Annotated in this window: 12 protein-coding genes; 3 read left to right on the top strand and 9 right to left on the bottom strand. The window is 37.4% G+C overall.

What is annotated here, in order from left to right:
* Positions 1-454 precede the first annotated feature (454 nt).
* Positions 455-2,023, bottom strand: coding sequence for a sensor domain-containing diguanylate cyclase (locus L6W14_RS01020; RefSeq protein ID WP_131522181.1), 1,569 nt, complete (start codon positions 2,021-2,023; stop codon positions 455-457).
* A gap of 503 nt (positions 2,024-2,526) precedes the next feature.
* On the opposite strand from L6W14_RS01020, the gene L6W14_RS01015 reads away from it, so the two are divergent.
* Positions 2,527-3,711 (top strand): CaiB/BaiF CoA transferase family protein, encoded by a 1,185-nt coding sequence (locus L6W14_RS01015; protein WP_131522180.1) that lies wholly within the window; start codon positions 2,527-2,529, stop codon positions 3,709-3,711.
* Positions 3,712-4,323: 612 nt separating this feature from the next.
* Here L6W14_RS01015 and L6W14_RS01010 read toward each other — a convergent pair.
* The 4 genes from L6W14_RS01010 to L6W14_RS00995 all read right to left on the bottom strand — a co-directional run bounded on the left by L6W14_RS01010 (position 4,324) and on the right by L6W14_RS00995 (position 8,809).
* Positions 4,324-5,799, bottom strand: a complete 1,476-nt coding sequence (locus tag L6W14_RS01010) for a hypothetical protein (RefSeq protein WP_131522179.1) — start codon at positions 5,797-5,799, stop codon at positions 4,324-4,326.
* A gap of 199 nt (positions 5,800-5,998) precedes the next feature.
* Positions 5,999-6,553, bottom strand: a complete 555-nt coding sequence (locus L6W14_RS01005; RefSeq protein ID WP_131522178.1) for an HPP family protein — start codon at positions 6,551-6,553, stop codon at positions 5,999-6,001.
* A gap of 198 nt (positions 6,554-6,751) precedes the next feature.
* Positions 6,752-8,110: an acetamidase/formamidase family protein gene (locus L6W14_RS01000; RefSeq protein WP_131522177.1), complete on the bottom strand. Its 1,359-nt coding sequence runs from the start codon at positions 8,108-8,110 to the stop codon at positions 6,752-6,754.
* Between the two features lie 84 nt (positions 8,111-8,194).
* On the bottom strand, positions 8,195-8,809 hold the full coding sequence (locus L6W14_RS00995; protein WP_048390761.1) for a PH domain-containing protein: 615 nt from the start codon (positions 8,807-8,809) through the stop codon (positions 8,195-8,197).
* A 215-nt stretch (positions 8,810-9,024) separates the two neighbouring features.
* Between L6W14_RS00995 and L6W14_RS00990 the strand changes: the two genes are divergently transcribed.
* Both L6W14_RS00990 and L6W14_RS00985 read left to right on the top strand, forming a co-directional pair.
* The gene (locus L6W14_RS00990; protein ID WP_237899075.1) at positions 9,025-9,747 is read left to right on the top strand and encodes a response regulator transcription factor; all 723 of its coding nucleotides are present in this window, start codon (positions 9,025-9,027) and stop codon (positions 9,745-9,747) included.
* Positions 9,744-11,129: a sensor histidine kinase gene (locus L6W14_RS00985; RefSeq protein ID WP_237899073.1), complete on the top strand. Its 1,386-nt coding sequence runs from the start codon at positions 9,744-9,746 to the stop codon at positions 11,127-11,129. Before L6W14_RS00990 ends, L6W14_RS00985 begins: the two co-directional genes overlap by 4 nt.
* A gap of 105 nt (positions 11,130-11,234) precedes the next feature.
* Here the strand turns inward: L6W14_RS00985 and L6W14_RS00980 are convergent, their stop codons facing one another.
* The 4 genes from L6W14_RS00980 to L6W14_RS00965 form a co-directional block, all read right to left on the bottom strand.
* Positions 11,235-11,594, bottom strand: a complete 360-nt coding sequence (locus tag L6W14_RS00980) for a YxeA family protein (protein WP_004233888.1) — start codon at positions 11,592-11,594, stop codon at positions 11,235-11,237.
* A 1-nt stretch (position 11,595) separates the two neighbouring features.
* The gene (locus L6W14_RS00975; RefSeq protein ID WP_131522173.1) at positions 11,596-13,464 is read right to left on the bottom strand and encodes an ABC transporter permease; all 1,869 of its coding nucleotides are present in this window, start codon (positions 13,462-13,464) and stop codon (positions 11,596-11,598) included.
* A complete protein-coding gene (locus L6W14_RS00970; RefSeq protein ID WP_054548905.1) occupies positions 13,451-14,218 on the bottom strand; it encodes an ABC transporter ATP-binding protein in 768 nt (255 codons plus the stop codon). Before L6W14_RS00970 ends, L6W14_RS00975 begins: the two co-directional genes overlap by 14 nt.
* A 150-nt stretch (positions 14,219-14,368) precedes the next feature.
* Positions 14,369-14,845, bottom strand: coding sequence for a glutathione peroxidase (locus L6W14_RS00965; protein WP_131522172.1), 477 nt, complete (start codon positions 14,843-14,845; stop codon positions 14,369-14,371).
* Between the last annotated feature and the right edge of the window lie 14 nt (positions 14,846-14,859).

Here is a 14,859-nt window from a genome sequence, read left to right as displayed (position 1 = left end):
GACCAAAGGCTAGTGTACCTTCATAGATAAATCTAAAATAGTAGGGTAAATTTTAGGGTATTGCTAAGGAGCAACAAATTTGTTGTCATCAAAAGGAAAGCTAAGTTTTCCTTAAAGGCTCCTTGTACTAATCACCTTTCTATAATTCGTATCAAAACCACAGCTTGCCAGGCTTAGAATATTCCAAAATGCAAAAAAGCCAAGGAGCATCGGTGCTCGCTTGGCTTTTGACGATATATAGGCATACATCTAGTCGTACTTGGGGTGTCATAAGGGAAAGGGGGATAACCTTACGTCTTGTCAAGTCGATCAAGAGATGTGGCCCGAGTTACATATCATTTGAACATAATTTAAAAGTCATGTGGCTGATGACTTATACACAGCTTGCCCAAATGATGTTTGCATTAATCATTACCCCAAAAATTTGGGTTGTAAGCTCTTTTGTTATATTTTTTTATTCTTTTTTTGAGACGCCAACTTTTACCTGATTTCGCCCTTCTTGTTTCGCAAGGTAAAGTGCGTCATCAGCCGCTTCAATTAGCGCTTCAGTTGTACTTGCCATTGCTGGATAGGCCGCTATTCCTGCAGATAATGTTATTGGTCTACCACATGGACTGACCGTATCAGCCAAAGTTTTTCGTAGTTGTTCTGCGACTAGTGTGGCTTCCTCTACAGTCGTGTTCGGCAGAAGCATGACAAATTCCTCGCCACCGTACCGGCAACATACATCGCCTTCACGAGCTACTGATTCCATTTTTTTAGCCAAAAATTGTAAAACTTTATCACCTACTGCATGTCCATATGTATCATTCACACTTTTAAAGTGGTCTAAATCTAGCAAAATAATGACATGTGGTACCTTACTTGCTAACCATTCAGCAAGCATTGAATCCATTGTACGTCGGTTTGTAATCCCCGTCAGTGGATCAACAGTAGATTGATCCTTGAAAAAGGAGACCTGTCCATGTAGAAACGATAAACTTCGAACCAATGCATTCTTCAAAGAATAGGCTTCAAAGTACCATCCACTAACAGATTTTAAACCTTCTACATTTTTCTTATCTAAACTTTCTTCTGTTAATGATGCTAATTGTTGTAAAGGATTCGCAATACGTGCTGCAGCCCAAAGTACAATGATAATGGAAACAAACATAAGAGGGACAGATTTTATAATGACCTCCTGTACACGATCAAAGGAAGGGGCTAATGCTACCTCTAAAGGTTTCTGCGCAACAACTCCCCACCCTGTCGATGCCACTGCACTATAGCCAGCTAGCATTTTCACTCCTTTTGTATTCTCAACTAGTTGGGCACCATCCTTGCCAGATGTAACAGCTTGAACGACTTTATTTTTTGTTACAATGTCATTAATACGACTTGGATCTTGATGATAGATAACTCGTCCTTCTGAATCAACTACATATACGTAAGAACCATCCTTACTATAATGTTCTCCCAACAAGGTTTTAAAGGCATTAGGTTCCTTTAAATAAATAGTGCCAGCAATCATTCCTAGATATTCATGGGACTCCGAGAAAATAGGATGCGATATAAAAATGATGAGCCGCCCTGTCATCGCCTCATATGGCTTAGAAATAATTGGTGTCTTTTTGGCTAATGCCTCTTTAGCGCCAATTGATGTTAAAATCTCTCCTTTAATTTCTATAGAGGGCGGGGAGACAGATAAAACAAGTCCCTTTGCATTTGTTATAACCACCGAATTGAACATTTGATTTTGCAATCTCAAACGCTCTGTTTCCTGATTCAATACTTGTTCATCATCCATTTTCGTCCTAACCTGCTCCGCGCTATACCCTAATATTTGGAAAGCTTCGTGTAGATAAGAATCAGCAGTTGATGCTAATTTTTGAGCATAAACTCTATTCGTTTCTAGCGCATTTTCCTTAATGGAATCAATGTTCATCCTATATCCGCCCCAAACACTTCCTATGCTTGTTAAAAAGAATGCTGCCATTGCTACGCCCATTATAAGATGCTTTAACTTTAATCGGTGCGATTTCATTTTTCCCCTCCTATTTATGATTTTTTATATGTATATTTTGAGATTCTAAACAATTAGTGCCTATTATAAGCAAAGACTCCTATAGGTAAAAGTAACATGTATTAATTGTGTAAGAAGAATCCAACACACCTCTAGGATTGTATCAATAAACGAGATCGTATCATATAGAATCTGGCAAACAAAATTCCAACTTTTTAGTTACTTAGATTAAAAATTGCAACAATTGACGCTAATTTTCTGAAATTTGATAGAAAATCTAAATTCTAAATTTTTTTACTTTTATTGTTATTCTGACATATAAAAGTTGAAGCGTTTATTTTATAATAAAAATTAGCATAGGCAAGTTAAGATTCAATCTGTTATAATACTCATTAAAATATAATAAACTGTAGTAATACAGTATATAGAAAACGCTTTTCACACAATGGGGATTATGAGAAAAGCGCTACTCGCCATCATCATACAGATGGTTGTGTAGCCTACACAAAAAGGGGTTGGAAGATTTGGGCATTTTAAAGGGGTTAAAAATTCTCGATTTTTCTGCATTACTACCAGGACCAATGGCGACAATGATATTTGCTGATTTAGGAGCAGATGTCATCCATGTTGAATCTTCAAAGCGGGTTGATTTAACACGAATTATGCCTCCCTATGACGATGATCACGAGGCATATATCCATCAACATTTAAATCGATCAAAAAAATCGATCACGCTAAATTTAAAATCACCAGAAGCTATCGACATTGTTAAATCACTTGTACAGGAGTATGACGTTATTATCGAAGGATTTCGACCTGGTGTAATGCAACGACTTGGCATCGGCTATGAAGCGCTTAAAGAAATAAATCCTAAGGTTATTTATTGTGCGATTACTGGCTACGGACAAACAGGGCCTTATAGTAATCGACCAGGACATGATAATAACTATCTATCCTTAGCTGGCTTACTCGACTATTCCCGCCATAAGGATAAAAAGCCTGTTTCCATGGGCGTTCAACTAGCTGACATAGCTGGAGGGACAATGCATGCAGCGATAGGCGTACTGGCTGCTGCCCTTCATCGTGAAAAAACAGGAGAAGGACAGTTCATCGATATTAGTATGACAGATGCTGTCTTTTCACTTAATGCTATGTATGGTGCAGCATTTATTGGAGGTGGACGTGTTCCACAGCCAGAGCAAGAAATTTTAAATGGAGGCAGTTACTATGATTTTTACAAAACAAAGGATGGGCGGTTTTTCTCTGTCGGTAGTTTAGAGCCTCAATTTCGCAAATTACTCTGTGAAGCACTCGATATTCCTGAATTGATCGATAATACCTTCAATGACTCCTACTATACGCAAATTCGTTTTAAAGAGGCTGTTCACGACGCCTTCTTGTCCAAGACATATGAGGAATGGCTTGAAGTGTTTAACGAGGATTTCGAAGGTTGTGTAGAGCCAGTTCTAACATTTCCTGAAGCATGTGAGCATCCACAGCTAAAGGCACGAGAAATGATTGTGACTATACCCAAAAGCGATGGCACTATGCAAAAACAAATTGCCTCTCCGTTTAAATTTGATGGTACGCAGCCTGAATACAAGCATGTTGGTGCTAAATTAGGCGAGCATAATGAGGAAGTTTTACTATCACTGGGCTTTGATGCTGAACAAATCGAGGCTTTGAAGGAAAAAGGCGTTTTAGAGTAAAAAAGGTGTCTAATACTGTGACGTATTAGACACTTTTCATGTTGTTGAAAAAGATCATGTCACTAGCAGAAAAAGATCTTTTAGCAAGGCGAGGGGTTGATTTCCGTTCCGCCAGCGTCCTTTCCAGGGGGCGTCCGATGAGCCGCTTCACTCACTTACGTTCGCTCCAGGGTCTCATCTGTGACGCTAAATCCCCTAGGAGTAACGCTGGCTCCACTCCAATCAACCATTCTGCAAAGTGTCTTTACTTTTCATAGAGATTAAATCTCCCATTATCTGTATTCTTAGAGGGGATAAGCTTTTATTTTCAATGTGGGAAAGTGAAACCATCAATGACATGGGTAGTGAACACTCCATTTTATTTGTGTAACCTTTGCCAAAAAGAAAGCACTTTTGTGGGTTGGAGTGGAGGGCTACTTGACTCCCGTGGGATAGCGAGACAGGCGAAACCCTGCACGGAGCGGTAGCGGAGGAAGCGATTCGGCGCTCGCCCACAGGAAAGCAAGTAGCCTGCAACAGAAACCATTTTCACCTTTCACAAAAATTCTATTGATGTTTTGTTTTTCAACACTATGAAAGGTGTCTAATACTGTGACGTATTAGACACCTTTTTTATACATACGCACTAATAAACATACGAAGGCTTTCAAAGTGATCATCTATTAGTAGATATTTTTTGTAAATCTCCATTAACTTTTCAAAAAGCTCGTACTGCTCTGTTACAAACAAAACTCTTAAAATATTTAACATATGCAGGGAGGCACTTTGTGCTACAACATAGTATGGTGCATTTGGTTGACGATAATTGCGTCGCCACTCTTCCACAGACAAGCCAATATGTTGTAGAGAGTTATTCACATGAAGTGCTATATCCTGTTGAACATATGCTTCAATTGCAATAAGCTGTTCACTACTAAAGTTTTTTTGTACTAATGAAGAATTAATTTTTTTATTCGATGCTAAAACATGCTCTTTTAATAAAAGTAAGCCATCCTCATAACGTGCCATTTTTACATAATGCTCTAGTAGAATGGCATATAAATTTTCTAAATAATTTAACTGATAATTTTTAATAATGGCAGGTGGTGTTGGTTTACGATTTGGTAATAGCTCTTTATACTCTAGTAATATTTCAATGGCATAATTATTTATTCGTTCATCCTCTAATAAATATTCACCATAATGTATAACGTTTTCACTCTGCTGTTCTCTATTTGCTATATGAAATAAAATATAGGCAATTAACACTTTTTCCTTCTCTGATAGTGCATACATTGAGTAGCGCCATTCCGCTTCAAATGAGGTAATAAACGATTTGACACGATTAAAATCACCTTCTGATAAGCAATAATGAGTAACAATTTGATAAAGACGTAACTGTTTCTTTGCCAAACAGCTAGCATTATGCTTATCCACATGAGTTATACACTTATCCAGTATCGCTTTATAGTTATTCACAAAGTTATCCACATGTTCACAATTTTCTCTCACAGAATGCTCGAAATGTCCCATTATTTCATAAAGAAATGTGAATTGCTCTAAAGGTTTGTGGATAAGCAGTGAATAAACTTTTTTTGTGAAAAGCCAATGCCAAAAAGATGCATGCTCTTTATACATCATATGCACTAAATATTCATCTTGAAATTTATATAAAATAATTGATTGTAGCTCATTAACTGGCATAGCTATTTGCATTCTTTTCCCAAAGACTAACCAAATTAATCGTTCTAAGTCTATTGTATGTTGTGCAAAAAGCTGCTCAAAAAAAGTATCTTTACCTTTTTGTGTATAGAAAAAAGCACTGAGACGCTCATTCACAAATTTTGAATCTAAGCCATATTTGTCAAAATATATTTGCATTTCTGTTGATACATGACCCCAATATTTACGTGCTGTGGAAAAGGCAATATTCTTAGCCGTTTCTTCGTTTACTAAAAATAGATTGGGTGAAAGTGAAGTACCAAGTATTTTTGGATCTTCTTGCAGATTTGACTCTGCCTCCAGCCAAGTTGCTAGTATATTTTCAGCACCCTTTTTACTTCTTTGTTTATAAGCCATGAATAATTGCTCATCACAGTCCAACAGCATAAAAATGGATCCTCCCATCAATTTCTACCAACAAAGATCTTCCCCTATCATTCAAATACATGATTTTTACACTCTTTCTTCAATATAACAAATCTTAACTAACATATGCTAAAAAAATATGGGTATGCATAGCAAAAACGTTAACAAATATAAAAAACCATCTATATAAGTGAACACACTACATAGATGGATATCATCTTTACCAAAACAACGGATATTTTCTTTTTTCTCGTAAATTATTGATCAACAAACCGAAAAATACAATGATGATTGCTCCAATTAATACAGGGGTTAGTAAATAACTCCAACCATAACCTCCTAAAATAATAATTATAGGATTGGCGCCTGCTGGAGGATGGATGACCCCTAAAAAGGCCATAAAAAATATAGTTAATCCAACACCAAGACTAATAGACAATATATTGGAGCCTAGTAATGAATACATGGCCAACCCGATAAATGCCGAAATGAAATGACCTCCAATTATATTTCGAGGCTGGGACAAAGGTGCATTCCAGACGACAAATATAAGGACACAGCTACCGCCTAATGATGCCATTAACCATGGTGAATCGGTAAGGTTAGTTAACCATAGCAACACAAAAATGCATATTAATCCTCCCAATGCTCCAGTAAAGGCATCAGCGAAATTTGTTCGAGAAGGAGCATGACCTCCTCCTCTCATTTTTAATATAAAAGGTTTTATACTATTCTTTTTCTCTATTTTGTTTTCTACACCTATAATTTCTGTCATTAGACACCAACTTTTCTCATCTATACTCATCTATTTTATATAAGGTCCTGTTAATCATTGTTAAACTTTAACTATTATATCAACACAACAATAGATTTCAATCCAAACTTCAAATTTCAGACAAACATTTACTTATCTGACTTGTAGCTCATACAAAAAAGCAAACTTTTAAAAGTTTGCTTTTTCAAGAAATCATTATTAGTCATATTGTTTTTTAATAGTTTTATATATTCTTACCTTTTTCAATACAGTTTTAGGTACTTGGAAAGTGGCTGTAACAACCCCTGGATGGCGTCCGATTTCAATGGAGCCTGTGATAGTTGCTCTGTTTAAAACCTCTGGTTCGCTCATCTCAAATAGCTTCGCAGCTCGACTAATCGCGTTATCAGTCGCCTCATTTAACGTTTTACCAGAACCAACCACTGACACTGGGAATGCATCCTCTACCTGCTTAACACCAAATTCCTCCGCTAGCTCACGTGCGCGACGTTTTTCTTCCTTGGTAAAGGGCTTTGCTGTATAAGGTAAGTCTTCTACGTTTGGTAGTAAAATTGGGCCTTCCAAAGCTACTTTCTTCAATACCTTAACTTGAAGCTGCACAATACCCGCTACATCGGTTGTATGTCCTGCAATCTCGCCGTCCCCTTGCATAGCATGCATGTCTCCAATATATACACCACCGCCTGGTACCTTGACTGGACAAATAATAGTCGCACCTTCTCGTACTCGGCTGATATCCATATGTCCATCGGTACGATGTAAATCCAATTCTTCTTGAGTAAAAGCATATTCATGTGGTGCTCCAATTAAAAATGAACCAAAGTCACCTGCATTATGTGAATCAGGCATCGCTTTAGAAGGGGTTGTCCCAAGCTGACCTAAAAATGGTCGCATTCTCGCCAATACACCTACTAAGTCGCTTGGAGCCAATGCAACAACAGGATTTTGTACAGCGTTTTCAGGTGTTCTCATGTAGTTTCTAGCATCAAGTGCAATTCGTCTAGCACCCTCTCGCCCAACAGTTACACCCATTTGCCCTTTATGATCTAGTGCCATCGTATAGCCGTTTGTCATTTTAAAGGGTGCCGTTTCTGTATCACATGTAGAACATCGAATTGCATGTGGGCCTATTCCTTTTACAACTGTGCTTGGATGAAGCTTGCCACAGCCTGGACATTTTACAGAAACAAATGGATCACCAATGAATCGATCTACAATTGCTTCATCATGGCCAGACGAAGTTGCAAGAGATGTGACCTGAATAGATTTAATTTTTATAACAATGGCGTCTCCCACCTCTGCTCCTTCTACAAACACGGGCTTCGTTACTTCATGTCCTCCACGAATAGTAGGAGTAAGCATGGGTCCCCAACATCCAGGTGTTGTATTGGCAATAATCGTTCCACCATCCTTAAGCGGCCCTAACATCTTCTGTGATGGATCTAAAATACCATCAATAAACTCATTTACGAACAATGTTTCAGCGGCTTGAGGTTGCTGTATAAAATCATCACTTTCTACTTCTTCTTTTTCTAGCACATGCATGTCGTTTGTCATTTTCTAATCACGCTCCTAGAATAATTTTTATGTATATCGTTATATGTTAAAAATGCTCTCTACACTTGCAGAGAGCTATTTTTATCAATTGTTCATATATAAATCAAAAATATGTGAGAAGTCTTCTTTTTTATACTTATCTTTATGATCGATCATCCAAGTATTCGCAAAGCTTGTAATTTCTTTGAATGACGACGCAGGAGATATATTGTCATTGCCAATTCGACCAAGTGATGATGATGCTATGTTTAAACTTTTTTCCGCTACTTCTAGCTTATAAGCATTGTTCTTTTGTTCATAGCTAATGGCATGTAGTGCTTTATATAAATCTTTAATGTCATCAATAAAGCGTTTATGAATGTCGATGGATAGTGGGGAATTGCCGATTGTAAACTTAATTTCGACATCAAGGTCGATTGTTCCTGCTGTTTCGAGAAAAACTTCTGTCACAGTATACATTGAGTAGTCATAGCGTCGCAGTAATCGTTTCTTGCTCATAGCACTTTCGCCATCTACATGAATAATCGCACGATTTGTAAAGCAATACTCATCTGCCTTCGTTTTAATTAAAAAGTAAATTTTTTCATCAATTTCATGTAAGATAAAATCATCTGCATCTGTCTTATCATAGTCCTCTCTTGGCACAACCACACCAATATCTGAAAGTCCAAGTGCATCTGCTGCTATTTTTTTAAACATCGTCATTCCTCCTAATTTGTCATACTCTTTTTACGCTTTAGAATCTGTAAAGGTTTCATCAGGTATTGATTTATATAAAAAATGTTCTTCTTCTCTTGTAGAATAAAAACATTTACTGGTTAAGCTATATAACCCAACATTTCCTCTTTTCTATACATTTCATTTATAATAATTGTCAGTAAAGATTCTTCCAAATCGAAAGGTCGTGTGAACAAGTGCAAGAACCAACCATTTTAGTAGTGGATGATGAGGCAGATTTAGCGAATCTACTAAAAGTAAGTTTACAAAAAGAGGGCTACAAACAAATTTATACAGCTGGTACCATTCACGATGCTTGGACAAGCTTTCAACAAACAACACCCGATATTATACTTCTAGATGTCATGCTTCCCGATGGTGAGGGCTACGATTTATGTAGACGTATCCGTGAAGTATCCCATGTCCCTGTGCTCTTTATGTCTGCTAAAAATGAGGAAATTGATAAAATTTTAGGACTAGCCATTGGCGGAGACGATTATATTACAAAACCTTTTAGCCCGAAAGAAGTAGCCTATCGTGTGAAGGCGCAATTACGTAGAGCTGGCTATCAAACACAAGATACCCTAACGAATATTGTTGAAAAAGCACTCCAAATTGGGCCATTTCAGTTGAATGCCGATGAAACTGAAGTGCATAAAAAAGGCGTATTATTGGAGTTAACAGCTAAGGAAATTGGATTAATGGCGTGTTTTATGCACAATCCCAATCGAATCTTAAGTAAAGAAACATTGTTTGAACGTGTATGGGGAGAGGATTTCTTCGGTTCCGATAACACTGTTATGGTGCATATTCGCCGATTGCGTGAAAAAATTGAGGAAGATGCCTCTAATCCTCTATATATCACAACGGTAAAAGGACTTGGCTATAAGTTTGTCATGCCAAAAGAGGCACAAGAATGAAGTGGAAATTAACCGCTCGCTTTCTCCTTTCTGTACTTTCTATCGTCATCATTGTTATTTTCGTCAATACAGCTATCTTCATGGGACTCCTTACTTATCGGCTAGCAACTGACTCTGAAGGCGTTTCTGCCACCAAAGAGGAGCACTTTGTGCGGGAATTTCAAAAATATATCGAGTTAAAAAATGGAGCAACCTCCATACGTGCAGACGGAATCGAAGAATTGCATCAAAGAAATGCTTGGATACAATTGCTTGATGAAAATGGTCAAGTGATTGATGCTCATTTTGCACCAGCTAAAGCACCATTGCACTATGCACCTATCGACTTAATTCAAGTATATAAATATAAAGAATTCGATTCTGATACTACGGTGTATATCGGCAGTAAGGATTCCATTAGTTATTTAATCGGTATTAAAGGTAGCGGTGTTACAAGGTTTGTTACGCATGTTTCTGGCACATCACTTTTACAGTTTATAGGGAAATTTGGCCTGTTCATCGTAATTGCGGACTTGTTAGTAGCTACATTAGTAGGGTGGCTTTTTGGTCGCACATTAACGAAACCTCTTTATGCGATGATAGATCGCATTCATCATTTAAAGAACCATGATCATACGTCTATTAAGTCTCCTGGTGGTGTCTACAAGCCGGTTTTTGAAAACTTAAATGAAGTATCACGAGAATTGGCAGCCCATGAACAGGAGCGAAAGAGACTAGAGATTATGCGTGAAGAATGGATTAGTAATGTCTCACACGATATGAAAACACCACTTGCCTCTATTCGAGGTTATGCAGAACTATTGAATGATGCACAAATAACAAATACTGAGCAAATGGAGTATGCTCGAATCGTAGAAAAGCAATCATTGCATATGCAAAATCTGCTGGATGACTTAAATTTAACGATGCGTTTAAGACATCAACAGCTTCCACTTACACTAAATGAAGTGAACATGGTGCCTTTTATTCGAGAGATAGTGATTGAAACATTAAATACACCACAATATGAACAAGCTAATCTTATGTTTGAGGCGACAACCGAGAAAAGTCTGCATCAAATCGATGAACATTTTATGCGCAGAGCTATCATGAACTTTTTACACAATGCATTGCTTCATAATGCTCCCGATGTATCTGTCCATGTGTCTGTTGATGAGCATACTCTTACAATTTCTGATAATGGCAAGGGAATAGACCCAGAGGATCTAGAACATATTTTTGAACGCTATTACCGAGGCACAAATACAGACAATACTGCTGGGACTGGTTTAGGTACAGCTATTGCTAGAGATATCATTGAGGCCCATGGAGGAACAGTGACCATCACCTCGGAAAAAGGAAAAGGTACATGCGTTATTATTGATCTACAAAAGGAATACTAAATAAATAAACCAAATTTAACCAGTTGAATTTAAACGCTAAATACTTTGCACTGAACTTTCGTGTGGAAAAAAAGGAGTCTCAAATGTTGAGACTCCTTCTTTGTGCTATTTCATTTGATCCTGCACTTTAGCAGGTAATTCATGGAATTTCACTTCATCAAATGAAGTAACTTCTGTTTCCTTTTTCACGTAAAGCTTTAAATAAGCATCCTGGCGTAAATTTTTATGAGCAGAAAACTTTAATGTTTTCTCTTCCCCATTTTTATCGTAAGTAGGTAGCTCGTACCAATACATTTTAAAGATTTCACCACTATCTGCTTTATACTCCTCTACCTCACCATCAGCCGTGATATGAACATAGTAGGTATCTTTATTTAATCGGTTAAAATCTACAGTCATCAATACAATTAACCCTGCTACGAATAAGATAAACAATGCACCTATTCCGAAAAATACTTTTTTCATATTAATTCCCCTGTCTCACTATTTTATAAAACGAACGAACGGTAAAGATATAATAAATAAAGTAAATAGCTGAATATGCAATCATCCACAAGATGACTGGTTTTGTAATATTCATGTTAAATAGCTGTGAAAATGCTAGTAATGCAAACACACTATGTGCAATACCCACAATAAGCGGCGCACTAAAGATAACAGCGACCTGTCCTGCTACTGTCTTTAAGATTTGCTTACTATTTACACCAATTTTATTTAAAATAGCATATTTTGCCTGATCTTCTTCGGCTTCCGTTAAAATTTTGAAGTAGATAATACTGCCTGTTGCCGCTAGGAAGACCAATCCTAGGAAGCTTCCCACAAACAATAGGGCACCAACTGTTGCTAAACTATCCTCATAGCTTTGCGGTACACTAGAAAATGATTCTTGTTGTTCAGAAGACAACTGCTGGTAAATGTCTTTCGACACGTCCTGTTGTTTCAAATCATTGTCCAATCCAACAACCTGCATCATAATCTCATCGGCATCAGTAGCTTTAAACTCTTGATCATTCACAACGAGAACTGTTCCAGCTGCTATAAAGTTTAATACGCTTTCCGTGTACATCTTCTCTACATGGAAGGAGTCTCCGTTTTGTAGCTTAAAGTCCTCACCTGTAAAATCATGTGAAAATCGTTCATCATAGGCTGCATCCAGTAAAACCGTAGAACCCTCTGGAATGTGTAGCTCTTTATCCTTGCCTTGTAATTTCGCTAAGCGATTATAGTCCGATTCCTTAAGTAATGTATATTCGAAAAATGAGAATTCATTATCCACACGTAAATTTTTCACAGCCAGTGCTTCATTATATAAGACATCTTGTTGTGAAAATTCTACTGTCTCGCCTTTCCACATAAATGTGTTTGGCAGCATCTGACGTACAGAAGCTTCTGCATTATAATACATACCGAAGACACCGCCACCTGCTGTAATCGTAGTGGCACTTAAAATTGCAATGATTGACAACGATTTGGCATTGGCTCGAATACGATACAATAGCTGAGAAACACCGATTAAATTTAAACCCTTCCAGGACCATGATGTTGCTTTCTTTAATGCTGTTAATACAAAGACACTCACACTATGGAATAGAAGGTATGTCCCTGCAATTGTTACCCCTATAACCATTAATGGCGTACCTAATACCGTAAAGAATCTCCATATTTCACTCGTAAACATATCAGAGGCAGCTGTATAATAACCAAATGCAATAAGTACAGTGCCAAGTAAAGCAGCTACTAATGATGCACGTGGAATTTGCTCTCCCTGTTTGTCTGCATGGAATAAATCAATTAGTTTAAATTGATAAATCACACGGTAACCTTGTAAGGATGTGAATAAAAACAGTAGTGTAAAAATGCCCGTTGTATTAATTAGCGCCTCCATTGAAAATGTCAGGCTACCAACCACTTCATAGCCCATTAAGCGTACTAGTATCATTAATAGCCCTTGGGACATAAAGAAACCTAGAAGGATACCAAACACAAGAGAGACAAGCCCTATGACTAAATTTTCAAAAAAGAGCATTAAGCCAATTTTTTGCTTACGTACACCTAGTAACGAGTAAAGGGCTACTTCCTTTTTCCGCTTCTTCATAAAAAACGAGTTGGAATAGGCCATAAAGATGACAATGAAGAACAGAAGTACGACTGACGAGGCACTCATTAAACCTTTAATTTGTTGTGACGATTGCTTTAAGGCTGAAAGATCATCATTATATTTGAGCGTCACAAATGTAAAGTAAATAACGATACTAAATACCATTGAGGCAATATATAAAAAGTAATTCGATAAATTGCGTTGAATATTTTTACGCGCTAAACTAAATAACGTCATTTACTCCACCCCCGATGCTAGATAGCACCTGCAAGATCTCTTGGAAAAATTGCTTCCTCGTTAGAGTCCCACGTTGAATTTCCTTAGATAGCTGTCCATCCTGAATAAATAGAATGCGCTGGCAGAAGCTAGCGGCAAAGGCATCATGTGTAACCATCATAATCGTTGCGGCTTGAGATTGGTTTAAATCACTTAAGCTTTCTAATAAATCGGTTGCAGATTTTGAATCTAGCGCACCTGTAGGCTCATCGGCAAAAATTAGTTTTGGTTCTGTCACTAATGCTCGCGACGAGGCTGTACGCTGCTTTTGCCCACCTGAAATTTGATAAGGATATTTGTTTAACAAATCACTAATTCCAAACAATGCAGCAATTCGATCAACTCTTGCATTAATAGCCTTTGTCGGCATTTTTGCAATCGCTAGTGGTAAAACAATATTTTCTCGCACTGTTAAAGAATCGAGCAAGTTATAATCCTGGAAAATAAACCCTAAATTGTCTCGACGAAAATCCGCTAATTCAGCATCCTTCATACGTGCCAAATTAGTATCTTCAATAATAATTTCACCAGTTGTTGGCGTATCAATCGTTGCTAATACATTAAGAAGCGTAGATTTTCCAGCCCCAGAAGGACCCATTACCCCAACAAACTCTCCCTTTTCTACTTCAAATGATATATTCGATAGCGCTGTAAAAGTATTTGCGCCTTTGCCGTAATTTTTCCCAACGTTTTGTACCTTTAATAATGGCGTCATATACGCTCACCTCTTCTTTCTGACTTTAGTATACGACCTCAAACTTACAGCAAATTTGTCGCAAACTTACAGCAACCTTAAATCATCTGCTTTTTGAAATGTGTAGACAAAAAAAGATTCATACACAAACTGTGCATGAATCTTTTTAATCTATTGTGCTAATACTTTTTGAACATCTTCCTCAAAGCTACTTGGCTTATCTGCTGAAGCGTATCGTCCAACAACCTCTCCATTACGGTTTACAAGGAATTTTGTAAAGTTCCATTTAACACTATTGCCTAAAAATCCTTTGGAGTGGGAAGTAAGATAATCGAAAATAGGATGTGCTTCTTTACCATTCACCTTAACAATCTCATGCATGGGAAATGTCACACCATATGTTAATCGACATTGGGAGGCCGCTTCTTCAGCTGTCGCTAGCTCTTGTTTAAATTGATTGGATGGGAAACCAAGTACAACCAGACCTTGCTCCTGATACTTTTCATAGAGACCTTCTAATTCTTCAAATTGTGGTGTAAAGCCACATTTGGAAGCTGTATTAACAATTAGCATCGGCTTTCCTTTATAACGTTCAAGGCTATAGATAGTACCATCTTCTAAAGTTACATTAATATCATAAATGCTCATCTCTCTACCTCCTA

Origin of the sequence: Lysinibacillus sp. ACHW1.5 (assembly GCF_022014815.1) — a bacterium.
GTDB lineage: Bacteria > Bacillota > Bacilli > Bacillales_A > Planococcaceae > Lysinibacillus > Lysinibacillus capsici.
Note: the sequence above shows the minus strand (reverse complement) of the source record. Positions and strands in the feature narration are given on the sequence as shown.